Origin of the sequence: Natrarchaeobius oligotrophus, assembly GCF_003841465.1 — an archaeon.
Lineage (GTDB): Archaea > Halobacteriota > Halobacteria > Halobacteriales > Natrialbaceae > Natrarchaeobius > Natrarchaeobius oligotrophus.
In genome coordinates this window covers 21,139-39,949 of the sequence record NZ_REFZ01000020.1, presented here as the reverse complement: position 1 = coordinate 39,949, position 18,811 = coordinate 21,139, and the positions used below count along the sequence as shown (strand labels likewise).

Sequence of the window (18,811 nt, the reverse complement as noted above, 5' to 3'; positions counted from 1 at the left end):
CCGGATTCCGCCGCTCACAGCGGCGACGAAAGGTACGCCTTCGGGATCGCGTTCCGGACGGTCACCAGCGGATCGACGACCTGGCTGATCTCGAGGTCGCAGACGAGACTCGAGAACATGTACGCCTCCGTGAGATCGAAGCCGTGTGCGGCCGAGAGGAGTTCGATCGCGTCCAGGTTCGCGCGCTCGCAGGCCTGCTCGAGCGTCTCCGCGCTCGCGACGGTCTTCCAGGCGTCCGACGTCTCGATCAGCGGGCGTTCGATCGTCGTCGATGGGGATTCGATCACCTCGAGCGTAACGTCGATCTCGGTGGCGATCTCGGAGCCGGTTCCGCACATCTCGCCGTCGGCCATCGCCGCCTTGCAGTCGCCCATCGCGAGCATCGCCCCCTTCTGAAACACGGGGAAGTAGATCGCGTTGCCCGCGGTCACGTCGGTCGTATCGAGATTACCGCCGTGGTCGTGGGGAACGAGCGTCGTGTACGATTCGCCCGCGGGCGCGACGCCGATCGTTCCGACGACCGGCTCGATCGGGATCTCGAAGTCGTCGAACGAGATGGCGTCGTCCTCGACGGGCGTCATCCGCGTCCGCGGCGCGTCGATCTCGTCGTAGCCGTCGAGCAGTCCGAACCCGTCGATCGTGATCACCCGCCCCTGGTCTTCGGCGACCCTGACGTCCTCGATCCGGACGGCGAGGACGTCGCCGGGCGTCGCGCCCTCGACGGCGATCGGTCCCGTCGCGGCGTTGACCTCGTCGGGCACGGCGTCGATCACGTCAGAGTCGCTCTGGATCGCACCGTCCAGGCTGTCCCGCGTCTCGATCGTTACCTCCGTTCCCGGCTCGACCGTCCCAACGGGTTCGAGCTCCGGGGTGAACTCGTAGATCGCACCGTCCTCGTGACTCACGGTTCGTCGTGGCATACCCGTACGATCGGCGCCGATCGCCGTAAATCGGTCCCTCGATCGACTGCGACGCGGGACGGTGGCCGACTGGCTCGAACTGCGGTCACGGATAAGCGACCCGTCGACGTCGGGCGACGATCGAATGGATACATACCGTCGGCGGGACAATCGAGGAGTATGGAGCTCTCGACGTTCGTCGACCGACTCGACGACGAACTGCGCCACGACGACTACGCCGAACTGGACGCGAGCGCGAACGGGCTGCAGGTCGGTCCGGACGCGGGCGAGATCGACCGCGTCGCGTTCGCCGTCGACGGCGTCCTCGAGACGATCGAGGGCGCAGTCGACGCCGATGCCGACGTACTGGTCACCCACCACGGTATCTCGTGGGGCGATCTCGAGCGCGTGACCGGTCGCACGCACGACCGCATCGCGGCGCTGATCGAGAACGACCTCGCGCTGTACGTCTCGCATCTACCGCTCGACGGCCACCAGCGGCTGGGGAACGCGGCCGGCGTCGCCGACGTCCTCGAACTCGAGGATCGGGAGCCGTTCGGCGCGTACGGCCCGGAGTACATCGGTCAGCGCGGAACCGCCGAGACGCCGTTCGATCCGGACGAACTCCGGGATCGACTCGAGTCGGAACTGATCGGCGACGACGGATCGGTACGGCACCTCGGGTTCGGCACGGACGAGATCGAGGACGTAGCGATCGTCACCGGCAGCGGAACCGATTGGCTGGACGAGGCCGTCGACGTCGGTGCGGACGCGCTGGTAACCGGCGAGGGAAAACAGCAAGTCTACCACGAGGCAAGGGAGGCCGGCATTCACGTCGTCCTGGCGGGCCACTACGCGACCGAGACGTTCGGCGTCCGGGCGCTTTCGGACGTCGTCGAGGGGTGGGGACTCGAGACGACGTACCTCGAGGTCCCGACGGGGCTGTGATCGGGGAAACCGTGACGGCCGCGAATTGACGGTTCGTCGCGTCGGAGAGGCGACTCTCGCTCGCGTCGGCATCCGATCCCTCGGGCGAACCCGGGAGAGACGACCGAAGTCGGTGGCGTTACGCGGAGGCCATCTCGCGACAGCTCTCGACGCAGTCCGGGAGCACCTCGGCGCAGGCCTGGCAGTGGTCGTGATCGTGGCGTTCGCACTCCTCGAGACACTCTTCGCAGACGTCGGCACAGAGCGCCGCCAGCTCGCGGTGGTACCCCGAGTTGCGAGCCATCCACCGGGCGTGTAGCGACGCGACGTCGGCCACGTCGCGACAGAGTCGGATGCAGCGGGCCATCCCCTCCTCGTCGGCGCAGGCGTCGGCACACCACTCGCAGACCTGGGCCGCCTCGAAACAGTTGTCGATACACTCCTGCATGTGGTCGTCCGCGTGTTCGATCTGTTGGAGCGCCATCACGCGAACCCACGCCGAATCCGTTCATCAAGCTGGGCCGGGCGAGTGCAAGCGCTCGAGTGCCCCGCGAACGGTCCCGGCGGCTCCGACCGGAACGTCGCAGCCCCGTCCCGACTCGGGTCGGGACGACTCATAGGGACTAGCAACACAGCTCATAGTTTTACTTCGCTTCTCTCCAGCAGTTGAGAGATAGGATTTGCTGAATACACAGCGCGAATGTCGCACTGAACCTTGCCCGATTTGCAACAGTGTAGATCGCTCAGTATAGGCGAAGGCGTTACCGGAGCAGCTACCTACCTCTCGGATAGGTGTCAGAAACCGACTGCTGCATATGGAGCATTAGTGCAGCACGGCGATTTCGTTTGTTTCGCGCGGGAATCGGTGAACTATCTGCTCACTAGACGTGCGTATTGACCATCGATGGTTCTGCCAATCACAGTAAATATGTTCTGCTACATTCAACGCACGTAGTCACAGGAAGGTTTGTGGGAGAAATTATCCGTCGAGTTCTTCCTCGAACCACACAACCTGCTCGTCTCCTTCCACCCATGCATCGTGTCCGGGTGGAAGCAAGGCGACATCGCCTTTCTCGAGTGTTTTCCGGGTACCATCTTCCATTTCAACAGTCATCTGTCCAGAGAGCATGTACAGACGGTGTGGAGACGGGCACCACTCGGTTCCCATATCGGGACCGTTATCTCTGGAGAACTTCCATCCCGGTTCTGCCGTTGCCAACCAGAACTTCCGCTCCCCCAATTGTACACACTCACCTTTCGCATTCTCGAGGGCCATCGTCTCATCAGGTGACTCGAACGATTTCACCACTAATTCATCTATCATGGCAATATGTAGCACGCTGGGAGAGGAGATAATTGTTTCACTGGAAAGGACGCGAAATCGCTGTCTTCAGCGCGTCGGCTTTGACAGATAACAGGAAACTTGCAATTTACGGCGTGACATCTACGACCTCTACTGACTGATCCTCTCCTCGCTGACCGAGTCTGATTTCGTGCAACATTCGCGCCCTGAGTTCAGCACACACTACCAGAACTATCTGATCATTGCCATAAATGCCGTGGCCGATCCAGAGGATAGAGATAGCAGATTACATTGTTTCTTCCAATAGAGTGGGTCTGAATCGGAAAATCAATTGAACGCCACTTACTAATGGCTATAACGAAACTGTCAGAGCCCCCCTCTTCTCTAAATCCCCCATATAGAGCGCTTAGAATCGATAGTATGCAATCTCTTGCCGGCCACAGTTAGGACAGTTATTAAAATTCATCGTATATTTTCCACCACAATTTCGACATTCGTACAATTCTTCACTACTGCCCATCTCCAATACGTAGTACGCAACCTCTTGCCGGTTACAGTTAGGGCATTCATCAACGTCTTTTGGAAGATTTTCACCACAATTTCGACATTCATACAATTCCTCACTGCTATCGGCCTTATTCGGTATTTTATTTGCGCCCATGCTTTGACACCCCGTATAAATACCTTCTCCTACCATCATTATTAATCCTATTATTCTAACAGAGAAAATCACGTTGCATTCTCTGTCTGTGCTGGTGATCACTAGCCCCGCAGATCGCCAGTTAGCCCGTGCTACATTCGCGCTGTGTATTCAGCACGATATTCTGAATATGTTTTATTTTTGATGGGCTGTTCAGCGCTCATTTCGCACGTGTAGTGTGCGGATGGTTCACTGATTTCGGTATGAAACAAACAGAGCCGTCGTGCTGCATTCACCCTCTATATTTTGCACGGCGATTTCAACATATCTGTGACCTGCCACACTGGAAAGTACGAGGGTTTACGCTAATCCCTATCAGTTCGGTCCCGCGTCCGACTCCGACTCGAGGGGGGAATCCACCCACGGTTGCGGATCGACGCCGGCCGACGCGTCGTCGTCGGGTAGGGAATCGGCTCGTTCTCGGGACGGCCGATCGCACTCGTTCGACCGATCGCTCGGCTCGGCCAGTTCGTCCGGTTCGGTACCGGGTGCGTCCGGCGAGACGGCCGGAACGTCGACCGAATCGAGGGCGTCCCCGACGACGTCGCGTTCGTCGACCCCCTCGACGGTCGCTTCGGTCGTCAGGACGATCCGGTGGGCCATCGTCTGTTCCGCGAGGCGCTTGACGTCGTCGGGCGCGACGTACGTCCGGCCGTCGACGACGGCGGCCGCTCGAGCGGCTTCGAACACCCGCTGGACCCCCCGGGGGGAGACGCCGATCTCGGTCCGCTCGTCTCGTCGGGTCGAGCGCGCGAGTTCGACGATGTACCGTCTGACGCCCCGATCGACCTCGACGGCCTCGGTCAGCGACTGGAGAACGCGAACCGAGTTCGGCGTGATCGCCGGCTCGACGCTGGGGGCGAGCGTCCGGCGGTTCGCCCGACGCTCGAGCAGCCCCAGCTCGCCGTCGACGTCGGGATAGCCGAGCGAGGTCTTGACGCTGAACCGATCGCGCTGGGCCTCCGGGAGCCGGAAGGTCCCCTCCTGTTCGATCGGATTCTGGGTCGCGATGACGACGAACGGGCGAGGGAGGTCGTAGGTCGTCCCGTCGACGCTGACCTGGCGTTCTTCCATCGCCTCGAGCAGCGCCGCCTGGGTCTTCGGGGGCGCGCGGTTGATCTCGTCCGCGAGGACGACGTTCGAGAAGACGGGGCCCCTCGCGAACTCGAACTCGCCGGCGTGTTCGTCGTACACCGTCGACCCGGTCACGTCCGAAGGAAGCAGGTCGGGCGTGAACTGGATCCGGGTGAACTCGAGGCCCATCGATTCGGCGACGACGCGCGCGGTTACCGTCTTTCCCGTTCCGGGCACGTCCTCGAGCAAGACGTGTCCGCGGGCCAGTATCGCCGAGAAGATCGCGTGGAGCACGCGACGGTCGACGACGGCGGCGTCCTCGACGCGCTCGAGAACCGCGCGGACGGCCCTCGAACCCTCCTCCGGCGTCACGTTCGATTCGTCCATATCGGACAGTCGAGCTAGACGTTCAAGAAGCCTCGCTTCGCTGGCATCTGTCGGCGCGGACGGGCTCCGCACAGCCGTCAGCCGCGAAGCGGGAGCAACAGGACGAGCGCGCCGACGCCGACCGCGACGAGCGCGATGGGCGCGGCGGTTCCGGCGATCCCCCCTCGAACCGTCTGGAGGCCGATCGCGACGAGAACGGCGCCGACTGCGACGGCGACCGAGAGCAGGCCGTGGAACAGCTCGAGACGGCGAGTTTCCGGGAGGTGTCCGAGTTCCGCGGTGAGCCCGAGTCCGTACGTCGAGACGTCCCAGACGAGCGCGCTCCCGGCGAGACAGACGAACGTCAGCGTCGGGTCGTGCCACGAGAGCGCGATCGCCGCGATGACGAGCCCGACCGCGGCGAGCGTCGGTCCACCCGCGCGGTCGGGGACCAGACGCAGCGCGACGCCGACTGCGAACGCGCCGATCAGGACGGCGAACGCGATCGGACCGACCAGCAAGAGCGTGGCTACGACCGATGCCATCGTTCCGACGCCGACGACGACCAGCGGATTGCCGACGGCCGCGCCGGCGAACACCAGCACCGTCGCCGCGACGGCGAGACACACGAGCACGAAGCCGACGGCGACCGCGGCGCTCCACCGGGTCGCGTCGGGACCGGGTCGACGAGTGAGCAGTCGGACGCCGGCCGCCGTTACCCCCGCGAGCAGACTGGCGAGACCGACCGCGGCGACCGATCCGACGACGACCACGGACGAGAGCGCCGACAGGATCGCGTCGAGAATCGAAACGCCGAGCGATCCGTCGGAGAGCGGGCCGGCGACGAGCAAACCGACCACCGCGACGAGCAGAACGAACGCCCCGAGCGTCGCAATCCCGATCGTCCATCCCGCGGTTCGCAGCCGCCGTTCGACGCGAGAACGTCGACTCCGCGGGGTCAGTTGACGGAACGGAAGCAACCGAAGCGAAAGCGCGAGCGAACAGCCGGTTCCGATCGCGACGAGCAGGAATCCGGCGAGCGCACCGATCGGCGTCGACGCCCCGGTCACGGCGCCCAGAACCACCAGCGCCAGCACCGCGAGACCGACCGTGACTCCGACGGCGACGAACGAACAGAGCAGCGAGCCGTACGTCAGCCCGCAGCCGACGACGGCTCGCGTGAGTTCGCTCCCGCCGACGTCCGCCCAGGCCATCGCGACGCCGAAAAGCGCCAGGGATAACCCCGAAACTGCGACGCCGAGCGTGCCGAAAAACGGCGCGATGACGACCAGCAGCGCGAACGCGGAGCCGAACGTCACGACGAACGCGTGACCCACGAACAGTTCGACGAATCCCGATCGCTCGAGGAGCGCGATTCCCGCCACGGCCAATCCGACGACGGTTGCGAGCGCCGTCACCAGCGTCGGCTCGCCGACGACGAAGCCGGCAGCGATCGCGGGGACGACGACGGCGAGCGTTGCGATTCCGAGGCTCGTCGCCCGTGGTCGCCCCTCGTCGCCGATCGCCGACGGGCGGTCGAGGCGCGGACCGGCGAGCGACATCAGCCATCACCCCCGGCACCGGGCGGTGCACTCGAGCCGGTCGCGAGTCGATCCGTTGGGAGCCGCGATTCGGCCGCGACGGCGTACTCGACGATCAGCGGGAGCGGCGTTCCTCGCCGCCAGTCGACGGTCCGTGTGCCCCGGGATCGACAGCGCGCGAGACGCGTCCGCCTTTCGATCTGTGCGTACTGTCCGCTGACGGTGTTTTCGGGAACGACGTCGGGTGACACGAGCGAGACCGCCAGTTCGTCCGAGCGCCAGGTTTCGACCGCCTCGAGGAGGTACTCGTCGAGCCCCGGCGAGTACAACACGAGCTGTGCTCCCGCCGGTGCGAGCCGGAGCAGCCGTCCGATCTGTGCGTCGGGAGCCGTCGTTTCGACGGACCGGTCGCCGCCGGCCGAGTCGGCCCCGTCGGTCGCCGCTTCGGTCGTCCGTTTCCAGTTCGAGGTCCGGGTCGAGGCGAGCGGAGACGGCTCCGTCGAGGGATCGGCCGTCGGCCGATTCGCTTCGTCGGTCGCCGTCCGGAGTAGTTCGAGCGCGCGCGATCGGTGAACGCGGCCGGATCCGGGGGCGAGCCAGTGGAGACCGGCCGGACCCGGACCCTCGAGGCCGATCGCGGCGACAGCGACCTCGTGGCCGCGTCGGAGCAGGTCGGACAGCGTTCGGGTCGCCGCGTAGGCCGACAGTTCGACCGCCGTCGGCTGGCCGGGGCCGGCGACGACCCGGTTCGGTTCGCGCGCGTCGACGACCAGCACGACCGTCGCGGCGACGCTGCGCTCGTAGTCGACGGTCGCGAGCGTGCCGCGTTTGGCGTACTGTCGCCAGTCGATTCGATCCGCCGGATCGTCGGGCCGGTACTCGCGAGTCGAGTGGAACGTGACCCCCTCGCCGGGTCGATCCGTCGACAGCTGACCCACGCGGTCGGTCCCCGTCCGCTCGAGGGGCGGCGCGTTCGTATCGAGCCGACAGCGGAGCGCGTCGTCGCCGGCCGTCGTCGGCGTCGCGGTCGTGACCGCTCCGGCGCCGAGCCCTCGGATCCGGACCTGGGGGGGATCGAACTCGTAGTCGCCGCGGCGCGCGACCACGACGTACTCGATCGAGAGGGATTCGCCCGGCTCGAGCGTCGCAGCGCCGCGCGGCGATCCCTCGTGGACGGCGAGTTCCCCGGGAACGCCGTCGGCCAGGCGGACGTCGGACAGCGTCCGGTCGGAGGCGTTGGTCAGCGAGAGCGCGACGGTGACCGGTCGGCCCGGCGGCGCAGGCGTCGGCGAGATCGATCGCCGGACGGAGAGCCCGGTCGGAACGACCGGCGGCGACAGCGCGCCGTAGGCCACGTACGACAGCGGGACGATCGAACCGAGCAGCAAGACACCGTTCCGGCTCGCGACGCCGATCCCGACGAGGACGATCGCGGCCGCCACCGCCCCCCGCCAGCGACGCTGTCGAGTCGTGACGACCGACTCGAGGGGCGATTCGTCCGACTCGTCCGCCCCGTCGTCGCGTCGTCCGGGTTGCTCGTCGTCCGTCCCCTCGGACCGGTCGTCCGACCGACCGAGGCGGACTCGAGGCGGCCGGGGACCGCGGGCCGTCGCGCGCGGATCGACCGCGCGCTGGAGCCGTCCGTCCGCACCACGGACCAGTTCCGCCAGCCCGGGCGCGACGACCGGAACGGTCCGGGGTGCGTTCTGACCCGCGACGACCGGTATCGCGTCGTTTGCGGCGGCGGCGACCGCGTCCATCGTCCGGGCGATTCGTCGGCGGACGACGCGCTCGGGAAACAGCCACGCCACCACCCGCTCGCGGAATCGCCGATCCGGGGCGCGAATTCCCTCGTCGAGGACGGCCGCGGCGACCTCGTCGTCGGTCCAGGAGCCGTCCGCGAGCGTCGCTTCCGCGGTCGACCGCGAGTTTCCACCCGCGACCAGCGCCTCCAGAAGCGCCGTTCGAAGGTGCGGGCGGGCGACGGCGAGTCCGTCGTCGACGGTTCCCTCCGCGCGGGCCGTCGCGCCGGCCGCTTCGATCACGCTCGCGAGCTCGTCGCTCGAAAGCAGCGGATCGCGATCGGTGCGTTCGGGTGCCGGTTCCGCGAACGGCTCGTCCGGTGCCCAGGGAACGGCGGGCGCGTCGCCGTCGGCCTCGAGCGCGCCGCGAACCTTCCAGAGGGCGACACAGAACGCGAGCAGCGCGAGCGCCGTCGCGGCGACTGTCGCGCCGACGGACTGTGCGTCGTCTGAACCGGCGACGGCGGCCGCCACGCCGATCGCGACGAACGCGATGCCGACGAGGCCGACGGCGAGCCGACGAACGGACGTCACCGCTCGATCCCCTCCGGCTGAGACTCGGTCGGTCGGTCGGATATCGTCGCGTCCGCGACGGGACGAGCGTCGTCTCCCTTCGACGAATCCGGCGAGTCCGATCCGTTTTCGCCGCCGTCGTCGTTCGGCCGCGCGGCCGCGATCCGCTCGGCGGCGGCGGTCGCGCTCGAGCGGACGGTCCGAGAGCGGGGGCGGTCGCCGTACTCGACCGCCCGAAACAGCGACGTCAGTTCGCGCACGGGTTCGGGAGGGTATCCCTGCTCGAGCGCCCGTCGTTCGATCTCCCCCGGCGTCCGCGTCCGCCACCGCCGCGGATCGACCTCGCGAGCGAACGAGCGCCACACGTCGCGAAGCGTCACGACTGCCCCTTCCTCCGGCTGCTCCCCGGCGCGGTCGGTCGGCGATTCGTCGTTCACACCCGCTTCGGACGCCGTCGGCTCGGGCTCTTCGCGATCGAACGCGCGAGCGACAGCCGCCGCCACCAGGAGCGCGACCGCGACCGCGGCCGCAACCCGATGACCGACGGCGACGTAGCTGCCGGCGACGAGGAGCGCGCCACCGCAGCAAGCGGCGATCGTCCGGCCGCGAAGCCGCCGGAGCGCGCCGAGCCACCGCAGCGCCACGACGGCCGAGCCGCGAGCGATCGATTCGAGGCGGGCGGCGAGGGCGCTCGCGAGCCCCGTCACGGATCGAGGCAACGAGGTGAGCCGGATCCAGGCCGCTCCCAGCAGCGACCGAACTCGATCCAGCAGCGACTCGAGGGCGTCGACGAACCGGAGGAGTCCGCCCACGACGCGCTCGAGCAGTCGGTGACCGTCCCCTGGCGATGGGATCGCGTCGCGTACCCTCCCGTCGGATCGCACCGCGACGTACGCGAGCGCGGTCGCAAGCGGGACGACGACGGCAAAAAGCGCGACGAGCGGGCCGGAAAACGCCTCGAGGATCAGCGCGACGACGGCCACGCCGGTCGCGGCCACGACTCCCAGCGAGCCGCGACCGCCGTGCGTCCGGTGGCCGACGGCGGCGGCTCCCGCGACGAACGCGACGAACGCGAGCACCGGTCCGCCGTATGAGCCGAGGAGCGTGGTGCTCGCGGTCTGGTCGTCGGTGCTGACCGTCACGGTCGCCGTCGGATCGAGCGGCACGTCGATCGCCGCCCGTCCCTCGGCGTCGGTCGTTCCGCGACGGTCGTCGTCGACGGCGACGGTCGCGTCTTCGACCGGTTCGCCGGCGATCTCTGCCACGACGCTCCCGTCGCTCCCGGGGACCGGCGCGAGCCCGTCGGGGACGATCCGCGCCTCGAGCAACAGCACGTCGAGCGTCGCCGTTCGTTCGAACTCGCCGCGCGAGACGGTGATCGCGACGCGGTCCGAGCCGTCGTCGGGGACCGTCACCTCGAGCGTTCCGTCGTCGTCCGTCTCCCCGACCGGCTCTCCGTCGACGGCGACGGTCGCCGACTGTACGGGCGTTCCCTGGACGTCCGCCGCGATCGTCACCGGTTCACCCGGATAGGCTGAGCCGTGGATTCCGATCGAAAGTGCGCCGTCGATCTCGTACTCGGCCGTGGCGTTGCCCGACGGCGTCTCGGACTGAACCGTCTCGAAGCGATCGGTCGACGGAACGCCCCCAAGCGACGCGGACGCGCCGAGGTCGCTCGAGTCGATAGCGGTCGCAAGGGAGTCGAGATCGGCCGCATCGTCGTCGAATCCGAGGTCGCTCGAGTCGAACCCGGTCGTCGTTTCGATCGCCCGACACTCGCCGTCCTCGCCGGTGCCGACCCGGACGACGAGTTCGGTCTCGTACGGGATCTCGCCCGCCACCCGTCCGCTCTCGTCCGTTTGTCCCACGTCGTGGTCGTTGAACCACACCGGCGCGTCGACGATCGGTCCGTCCCGGTCGTGGATCGTCGCCGTCAACTCGCGACCGGGAACCGGATCGTCGTCCAGCCAGATCGTACACGCAGGGTCGGCGGGTTCGGGATCGTCGAACCAGTCGAGATCGAGCCACTCGAGCAGCTCCGTCCAGTCGAACGAGTCGTCCGGTTCGCCGTCGGGATCCGATGGAACGTCGCCGGCTGGATCGGCACCGTCCCCGACGTGGCCGGCCATCGCGGGTGCAAACAGGGACGCGATCACGAGCGCGGCCGCCGCGAGGAGGACGAACGACACCTGCCGGTAGGCTCGACCGGCTGTCGGTTCGTCCGGCGGATCGTCGGCGGGCATTCCTGGATCGTGTGCGGGAGTTCGTTCGGTCCGGCGTCTCGACGTCCCGGTACAACCGCAAACCGGGTGCGGCTGTGGCCGGAACGCACGGACAGCGGACCGTCTCAGGGTTTCGACCCGGTCCGTCCGTGCGACGCCGATCGCGCGTGCGACCGTTCGAACCGAGGACGCACCCGCAGACGGGCGCTCGAGGCGACCGCGTCGGGAGGGGACCAGGCCGACGTCGTCCGTCGATACACGCCATCGGTATACAAATCTGGTGTCTCACATGTCGGAGAACATTCATCTCGGGCGACCGTCGCGCCGACGGCGCTACCGACGCGCCTCGAGTTCGGTCCGGAGGTCCTCGAGGTCCATCTCCTTCATCGAAAGCAACACCAGCAGGTGGTAGACGATGTCCGCCGCCTCGTAGGCGACTTCGTCGTCGTCGTCGTCTTTGGCCGCGATGACGAGCTCCGTCGTCTCCTCGCCGAGCTTTTCGAGCACCGCGTTCTCGCCTTTCTCGTGGGTGAACAGCGAGGCGGTGTACGATCCCTCGGGCAGCGTTTCCTTGCGATCTTCGATCACGGCGAACAGGTCGTCGAGTACGTCGTCCATCTATAACTCACCGGAGACGGCGCGGATGTCTTGTAACTCCTCGAACTTCTCGCTGTCGTCTCGGCCGCTCTCGAAGACGTCCGCCGTCACCTCGATCGGCGCGTTCGTCCGGGCGGCGAGCGCGAGCGAGTCGCTGGGGCGGGCGTCGATGACGGTCTCGCCGCGGGGCGTCTGAACGTGGAGGTCTGCGATGTAGGTGCCGCCGCGGCCGTCGTCGCGGGCTTCGATCTCGTTGACCACGACGCGGTCGATCCGACAGCCCAGTTCCTCGACCACGTCGAGCAACAGGTCGTGGGTCAGCGGCCGGCCGATGTCCTCGGCCTCGAGGCCGCGCGCGATGCTGGTCGCCTCGTTGAATCCGATGAAGATGGGGACGACGTCGTCCTCGTCGTCGACGGCGAGAACGACCACCGGGACCGGCCCCTGGGGGGTTCCCGCGACCCGGATGGCGTCGATGGATGCCTGCATACCACGACAATCGTGTGCAGGGGGGAAAACAGGTCCGGTCGCGCATGCATGCAGACGACGCGTACGAACGGCGGATCGACGGTTCGCGCTCGCGGTCACGCGCTTCGCTCGAGCGTCGGGATCGTCGCGTCGTCGTTTTCGAAGAGCGCCAGCCCGTGAAGGCGGCTGTCGGGCGTCAACTCCGGGTGAAACGAGGTGCCGACGACCGGGCCGTCGCGTACCGCGACTGGTCGGCCGTCCCACGACGCCACCACGTCGGCGTCGCCGACCTCGTCGATGACCGGCGCGCGGATGAAGACGGCCGGATACGGCTCCTCGAGTCCGTCGACCGAAAGCGGCGCTTCGAAGCTGTCGCGCTGTCGACCGAAGGCGTTGCGCTCGACCGAGACGTCGAGCACTCCGAGTTCGTCGACGCGGTCGTCGCCCGCGCCGCTCGAGGCGACGATCAGTCCGGCGCAGGTGGCGAGCAGCGGTTTCTCCGCCTCGACGTGCGCCCGAATCTCGGGTGCGATTCCCTCGCGGCGGAGCAGCCGCGAGATGGTCGTCGACTCGCCGCCGGGCATCGCGAGGAGATCGCAGTCGGGGACGATCCCCGACGTGCGAATTTCGCGCACGGTGAGGGGAATCTCGCGCTCGCGGGCCGCCCGTTCGATGGCATCCGCGTGTTCTTCGACGTCGCCCTGGACGGCGACGACGCCCGCAGTCAGTGACATGCTCGCGGGTACGGAGCGCCGCGTCAAAAAGGACGCGTCACGCGGCCGACAGAGACGAACCCCGCCTCGAGCAACTCCTGGTCCGCTCACCGGGGGACGATCCGGATCGCGACGCCGTCGGGATCGGTCGCGTCGAGACCGTCGTCGGCGTCGGTTACCGTCGCGTTCCCCTCCGCGAGACGGTCCCGGATCCGTTCGACGGCGGCGGGCGGAACGACGAGTTCGAACCACGCGAGCCCCCGCGCTTCGGGGGCGGCGGGTCGCGACCGTCCGTTCCAGGTGTTCACCCCGACGTGGTGGTGGTAGCCGCCGGCCGAAACGAACAGCATCGCCGGGACGTCGACCGTCTCGTCGAATCCGAGCGCGTCCACGTAGAACGCGCGGGCGTCGTCGATCGACGACACCTCGAGGTGGACGTGGCCGACGTCCGTCCCCGGCGGTGCCGTCGACGTTGCGCCGGCGGTCGCGGCGGCCGCGATCGCCTCGAGGTCGAGCGGATCCGAGGGCGCACGGAGGGTCCCGTCCTCTCGCGGCCACTCCGAACGCGGTCGATCCCGGTAGATTTCGACGCCGTTACCGTCGGGATCCGAGAGATAGAGCGCCTCGCTGAACCCGTGGTCGGCGGCCCCGTCGAGTCGCCAGCGGTCGCGGATCCGAACGAGAGCCTCTCCCAGAGCGGAGCGATCCGGAACCCTGAACGCCGCGTGGAAGAGACCGGCCTCGCGGTCGTCTCGCGGACGGGCGTCTCCGTCCGCGACGATCTCGAGCAACGGCGCGTCGTCGACGCCGAGCGTCGCCGTCCCGTTCGTCGCCAGCACCTCGAGTCCGACGACGTCGCGGTAAAACGAGACCAGGTCGGAACGATCCGCCGTTCGAAGCGCGACTCGCCCGAGACGCGTCGCGTCCGGGATCGAGTCCGCCAGTGGTGCCATACGGACGCTACGCCCCGAAAGAACATAGCCGACGTGGCCGAGCGCGGAGATGCGTCGGAGGGGATCGGCGTCGCTACGCTACCGCGACGGGTCGCTCTAACGGGCGCGCAAGCGTGGCGGGCGCTGGCGCACAAACTCGAGGGTCGAGAAATCGCACCTCGGCCGGGCGTTACGAGACGAACGTCAACAGCTGAACGAGGACGCCGATCATGACGCCGGTCGCGATGACGGTCTTCGGGTTGATGAGAATCGCGTTCGAGTCCTCGGCATCGAAGTACCGGACGAGTCCGGCACTGGACATCAGCCCGCCGGTGTTCTGTCCTTTGTCCATACCCGGCCGTACCGGACGAAGGAAACTAAACCTTTCGACGTTCGCCACTCGAGTGGAGCGCAGAGGGATCCCCGCCAGTCGATGTCGATCCGACCGCGGACGGATCGCGGTCGAACCCGCGAACAGCGACGGCGATCGAATCGGGCCGCCGTGAAAGCGAACGCGACGACGCGCGAACGCCAGTGGGAAACCCTTATGCGCGGCGCGTGGCAACTGTCGATGAACCGTATGACTGTCACGCTCAAGGACTTCTACGCCGACTGGTGTGGTCCCTGCAAGACGCAAGACCCGATCCTCGAGGACCTCGAGGACGACTGGGACGGGCGATTCGAGGTCGAGAAGATCAACGTCGACGAACAACAGGACGTCGCGAACGAATACCAGGTACGCTCGCTGCCGACGCTCATCATCGAAAACGACGACGGCGTCGTCGAACGCTTCGTCGGCGTCACCCAGCGTGACGACCTGGAGGACGCCCTCGAGTCCGCCGGCGCGTGAGCAAAACGACCGTTTCTACACCCACTTCACGCCGACGTCGTGGAGATCGTCGTTGTACTTGGCGATGTTGATGACCAGCGGCGTGACGCTTTCGACCTCCGCGGCGTTTGCGAGCGGACCGGCGTCGAGCGCCCGCAGTCCGGCGATCTCGTTCGAGAGATCGAGGACGGTCCGTTTCGCGTCCGCGTCGTCGCCGACGACGAGCGTATCGAGGTCGAACTCGACGTCGAGATCCGCGAGCTTGCCCGCCGCCAGGTTGTGGTACGCGCCCACGACCGGCACCTCGTCTGGTGCGCGAGCCGCGACGAGTTCGCTCACGCTGCCCGCACTCGGCGGGTGGTAGTGCATGCCGTCTTCGTCGCCGTTCATCCCGACCGCCGGCGTGACGAGAATCGTCTCCGCGTCGAGGACGTCCTCGACCGCCTCGACGGTGTCGCCGGCGTAGTACGGCGGCACCGAGAGCACGGCGACGTCGGCGCGGTCGGTCGCCATCTCGTTTCCGAACCCCTTGACGTCCGCCTCGACGCCGCGGTCGTCGAGTTCCGTTACGTACGCTTCGACCGCGTCCCGGGCTTTCTCCGGGTCGCGCGAGCCGACGAGAATCTCGTGATCGGTGTCGCGCGCGAACCGAAGCGCCAGCCCTTCGCCGATGTCACCGGTGCCGCCGAGTAGTGCGATTCGCATACGTCAACCTCGGGAGAGCACCCCGATAAATGGACGGGAGATCGGCCGATCTCGCCGCGATTTCGGTCGACGGTTGCGGGCTCGAGCGAGAAACCGGATTCCGGGTCGGACTCGCGAGCGCCGAACCTCGGGATCCGATCGCGTCCTCGAGCTCCGACGCTACTCGTCGCCGGGATCGACGGTGACGTTGTGTGCGAACACGTTCTCGGGATCGTACTCGGCTTTCACGGCGGCGAGGCGGTCGTAGCTGTCGCCGTAGACCTGTGCCGGCCAGTCTTCCCAGTCTCGTTCTTCGACGCCGGTGAATCCCGAATAGGCACCCTCCGCGCCGGCGCGTCGGAGCAGTCGCTCGGTTTCGGCGGCCCAGTCGAGCGTGGGGCGGTTGTCGAAGGCTTCCCAGTTCGCCTCGACGGTCAGCATGTACCGCTTGTCGTCCCACGCGTACGCGGCGTCGAGACCGCTTCCGATCGCTCCGCCGAGCGGCCAGACGCCGATGGTCGCCATCGACACGGGTGCCGCCTCGCGGCGCTCGAGGACGAGGTCCAGGACGTCGTCGGTGAGTTCGTCGACGAACACCGAGCGGTGCGTGTACTTGCGCCCCCACGGGTACAGCTGCGTCCCGAGGTCGTGGAGCAGCTCGTAGGGCATCTCGTCGGTCATATCGACGAGCGGATCGGTGAGTTCGCGAAACGGTTCGACGACGTCCGCACCTTCGGCCGGATCGCCAGCGTAACAGCCGAGAATGGCGACGGCGTCCTCGCCCGCGAGGTCGTCGGGCATCGACGGCAGGCCGGGGACGTCTCCGACGAGCAGCAGGGTCGTCAACTCCGCCGGGGCGTCGCGTGCCATCCGGCGGTAGGTGCGCAGGACGTCGTCGGCGGCGTCGAACGGGTAGAAAATGCCGAGACCCTGAACGGTCGGACCGACCTCGTACAGCTCGAACTCGAAGCTCGTCACGACGCCGAAGTTTCCGCCGCCGCCGCGGATCGCCCAGAACAGCTCCTCGTTTCGCTCGGGCGAGGCCGATATCAGCTCGCCGTCGGCGGTGACGACGTCGACGCGTCGAAGTGCGTCGATTCCGAGGCCGTGCTTGCGCCGGATCCAGCCGATGCCGCCGGCGAGCGTCGAACCGGGAATCCCCACGGTGCCCGCGCTGCCGGTCGGACAGGCCAGCCCGTACTCCTGGGTCGCCGCGAGCACGTCCTCGGCTCGAGCACCGGGTCCGACCCGCGCAATCTGTGCCTCCGGGTCGACACGGACGTCGTCCATCGGAGAGAGGTCGACGACGAGCCCGTGGTCCGCGACGGCGCTTCCCGTCTGTTCGTGAGCCCCGCCTTTGACCGAGAGCGGGAGGTCGCTTTCGCGGGCGTACCGAACGGAACGCGCGACGTCGGACGCGCCGTCCGCGCGGACCACGAGCGCCGGATACCTGTTGATCAGACCGTTCCACACCGACCGGGCGTCCTCGTATCGCTCGCCGTCGGGGCGAACGAGGTGTCCGTCGAGCTCTCGAGCGAACTCGCCGAGACGCCGTTCGTCGAGGTCGGCGACCGTTCCGAGCGGGTGCGTGTGCGTCGCCATCGGGTACGTCGAGATCAGGAACGTGCCGCCCTAAAGGTATTCATCGATCGTGATGGTCGGCGGTAGCGTTCGGCGGGCGTTTCGGACGAGTGACGAAACCGCGGGAGAAAAACCGGACGGCACAGCGAAACCGAATCGTCGCCGACGTCCGTGGGCGCTCCGGACGCGTCGTCGTGGAGAGCCCCACGCTCAGGCGGACACTCGAACGGTCACCTCATCCGCGGCGTCCGCCGTGACGATCCGGGCGGGGAACCGCTCGTCCTGACTGGTCGGATACGTCTCGAACGCGAGGGTCACCGCGGTCGTCTCGCCCGGGTCGAGCGAGACGGTCCGCTCGTCGACGACCGTGGGATCGTGACCGACGACGAGCTCGAGGTTTCTCGTCGCGGTCGTCGAGCCGGCGTTTTCGACGTCGGCGGTGACCTCGAGTCGGTCGCCCGCGGCGACGGGCGAGATGGTCTCTCGAATCGAGAGGGAGATCGACTCGTCGCGAACGGTCTCGAACTGCCACGTCGGCTCCGGCGTCGCCATCGGTCCGTCCTCGCAGATCACCCACGGGACCAGCCGGCAGGTGTGACAGCCGCCGGTCGACAACCGCGCGACGTCGCGTTCGCCCGCGAGACCGGTGACGCCGAGGACGCTGTCGGCCTGCGTGAGCCACCAGACGACGCGGTCGAGTCCGTTCGGGTGGGCCGCCTCGAGTTCGAACGTCACCTCCTCGTCGGAGCCGACCGAGATCACCTCCTCAGCCGGTCGCAGCGCCTCGATTGTCGGTGCTGGCGAGCCCGCCGGCGCGACGTCGACCGTCCAGCGGGCGGCGTACGAGCCGGGTTCTCCGTCCGGAAGCACGGCCGCCGTCACCTCGTGCGATCCCGGTTCGTCGAACGATCGCCGCAGGTAGTGAGCGCCCGTCTCGAGGAAGTACGTCGACTGCCAGGGGTCGGCGAGCGTATCGCCGACCCGCTCGCCGTCGACCCACCAGATCGTCGTCTGGCCGTCGTCCGGGTCGACCGCGTCGACCTCGAAGAGGACCTCCGTTTCGGGCCGGACCGAAACGCGGGGATCGGGACGAACGCTCTCGTAGGTGGTCGCGCCCGCGACGGAGATGGTTCGCTCGGCCGACGCGCCCTCGACCTCGATCCGGATCGGAAACTCGTCGTCGGTTGGAACCGGATAGGTGTGAAATCCCATCCCCAGCCCCGACCGCGTTTCGCCGGCGTCGATCGTCGTCCCGATGCGAGACACCGGCTCGACGTCCGAGCCGACGAGGAAGTCGACGTGCGTCCGAACCGGCGTACTGCCGGCGTTCTCGATCGAAACCGTCACGTCGAGGTACTCGCCGGCCGCCACCGGCGCGTTCGTCTCCTCGATGCGAACCTCGAGTGGCGAGTCGGCCGATCTGCGGCGACCGAGCGGATCGCTCACGCGGTCGCCGCGACCGCGCCGCCGATCGAGCGCGAGTACCACGCTTCCGGTCGAGACACCCCGCAAGAGCCGACGGCGAGTCGGTCGTCCCATGTGTCGGGAGAACGCGGTAGTCGCGACAAAAGCGGACGACACCGTTACGTGCGTAACGGAGCGTTTCGACCGCTCCGGTTGGCGTGGACCTCCTGTAGCAAACGGTTTCCGCCGCGCGGGT

18 protein-coding genes are annotated in these 18,811 nt (G+C 67.4%); 2 read left to right on the top strand and 16 right to left on the bottom strand.

What is annotated here, in order from left to right:
* Positions 1–14 precede the first annotated feature (14 nt).
* A complete protein-coding gene (locus tag EA472_RS19040; RefSeq protein WP_124193094.1) occupies positions 15–920 on the bottom strand; it encodes an acetamidase/formamidase family protein in 906 nt (301 codons plus the stop codon).
* Positions 921–1,079: 159 nt separating this feature from the next.
* Between EA472_RS19040 and EA472_RS19035 the strand changes: the two genes are divergently transcribed.
* Positions 1,080–1,847, top strand: a complete 768-nt coding sequence (locus tag EA472_RS19035; protein WP_124193093.1) for a Nif3-like dinuclear metal center hexameric protein — start codon at positions 1,080–1,082, stop codon at positions 1,845–1,847.
* Between the two features lie 118 nt (positions 1,848–1,965).
* On the opposite strand, the gene EA472_RS19030 is transcribed toward EA472_RS19035, so the two are convergent.
* The 12 genes from EA472_RS19030 to EA472_RS18975 all read right to left on the bottom strand — a co-directional run bounded on the left by EA472_RS19030 (position 1,966) and on the right by EA472_RS18975 (position 14,409).
* A complete protein-coding gene (locus tag EA472_RS19030) occupies positions 1,966–2,310 on the bottom strand; it encodes a four-helix bundle copper-binding protein (protein WP_124193092.1) in 345 nt (114 codons plus the stop codon).
* A 495-nt stretch (positions 2,311–2,805) separates the two neighbouring features.
* A complete protein-coding gene (locus EA472_RS19025; RefSeq protein ID WP_124193091.1) occupies positions 2,806–3,150 on the bottom strand; it encodes a cupin domain-containing protein in 345 nt (114 codons plus the stop codon).
* A gap of 385 nt (positions 3,151–3,535) precedes the next feature.
* Positions 3,536–3,790: a double zinc ribbon domain-containing protein gene (locus tag EA472_RS19020; protein ID WP_243637906.1), complete on the bottom strand. Its 255-nt coding sequence runs from the start codon at positions 3,788–3,790 to the stop codon at positions 3,536–3,538.
* Between the two features lie 354 nt (positions 3,791–4,144).
* Complete coding sequence (locus tag EA472_RS19015; RefSeq protein WP_124193089.1) at positions 4,145–5,290, bottom strand: AAA family ATPase; 1,146 nt, start codon at positions 5,288–5,290, stop codon at positions 4,145–4,147.
* A gap of 77 nt (positions 5,291–5,367) precedes the next feature.
* Complete coding sequence (locus EA472_RS19010) at positions 5,368–6,831, bottom strand: DUF7519 family protein (RefSeq protein WP_124193088.1); 1,464 nt, start codon at positions 6,829–6,831, stop codon at positions 5,368–5,370.
* Entirely contained in the window at positions 6,831–8,252 is a 1,422-nt protein-coding gene (locus EA472_RS23555) for a DUF58 domain-containing protein (protein ID WP_124193109.1), read from the bottom strand. Before EA472_RS23555 ends, EA472_RS19010 begins: the two co-directional genes overlap by 1 nt.
* An 890-nt stretch (positions 8,253–9,142) precedes the next feature.
* The gene (locus EA472_RS19000) at positions 9,143–11,368 is read right to left on the bottom strand and encodes a DUF4129 domain-containing protein (protein ID WP_124193087.1); all 2,226 of its coding nucleotides are present in this window, start codon (positions 11,366–11,368) and stop codon (positions 9,143–9,145) included.
* A gap of 312 nt (positions 11,369–11,680) precedes the next feature.
* Positions 11,681–11,965, bottom strand: a complete 285-nt coding sequence (gene hisE / locus EA472_RS18995) for a phosphoribosyl-ATP diphosphatase (RefSeq protein WP_124193086.1) — start codon at positions 11,963–11,965, stop codon at positions 11,681–11,683.
* A complete protein-coding gene (locus EA472_RS18990) occupies positions 11,966–12,433 on the bottom strand; it encodes a bifunctional nuclease family protein (RefSeq protein ID WP_124193085.1) in 468 nt (155 codons plus the stop codon). It abuts the gene before it with no gap.
* A gap of 95 nt (positions 12,434–12,528) precedes the next feature.
* Entirely contained in the window at positions 12,529–13,146 is a 618-nt protein-coding gene (pdxT, locus tag EA472_RS18985; RefSeq protein WP_124193084.1) for a pyridoxal 5'-phosphate synthase glutaminase subunit PdxT, read from the bottom strand.
* Between the two features lie 86 nt (positions 13,147–13,232).
* The gene (locus tag EA472_RS18980; RefSeq protein ID WP_124193083.1) at positions 13,233–14,078 is read right to left on the bottom strand and encodes a VOC family protein; all 846 of its coding nucleotides are present in this window, start codon (positions 14,076–14,078) and stop codon (positions 13,233–13,235) included.
* 169 nt (positions 14,079–14,247) lie between these two features.
* Entirely contained in the window at positions 14,248–14,409 is a 162-nt protein-coding gene (locus EA472_RS18975) for a preprotein translocase subunit Sec61beta (protein ID WP_124193082.1), read from the bottom strand.
* Between the two features lie 228 nt (positions 14,410–14,637).
* On the opposite strand from EA472_RS18975, the gene EA472_RS18970 reads away from it, so the two are divergent.
* On the top strand, positions 14,638–14,907 hold the full coding sequence (locus tag EA472_RS18970) for a thioredoxin family protein (RefSeq protein ID WP_124193081.1): 270 nt from the start codon (positions 14,638–14,640) through the stop codon (positions 14,905–14,907).
* 15 nt (positions 14,908–14,922) lie between these two features.
* Here the strand turns inward: EA472_RS18970 and npdG are convergent, their stop codons facing one another.
* From npdG to EA472_RS18955, 3 genes are all read right to left on the bottom strand, one after another.
* Positions 14,923–15,591 carry an NADPH-dependent F420 reductase gene (gene npdG / locus EA472_RS18965; protein WP_124193080.1) on the bottom strand — a complete coding sequence of 223 codons (669 nt, stop codon included), beginning with the start codon at positions 15,589–15,591 and terminating at the stop codon, positions 14,923–14,925.
* 159 nt (positions 15,592–15,750) lie between these two features.
* Positions 15,751–17,172, bottom strand: coding sequence for an FAD-binding oxidoreductase (locus EA472_RS18960; RefSeq protein ID WP_124193079.1), 1,422 nt, complete (start codon positions 17,170–17,172; stop codon positions 15,751–15,753).
* 189 nt (positions 17,173–17,361) lie between these two features.
* The gene (locus EA472_RS18955; RefSeq protein WP_124193078.1) at positions 17,362–18,690 is read right to left on the bottom strand and encodes a hypothetical protein; all 1,329 of its coding nucleotides are present in this window, start codon (positions 18,688–18,690) and stop codon (positions 17,362–17,364) included.
* Positions 18,691–18,811 lie beyond the last annotated feature (121 nt).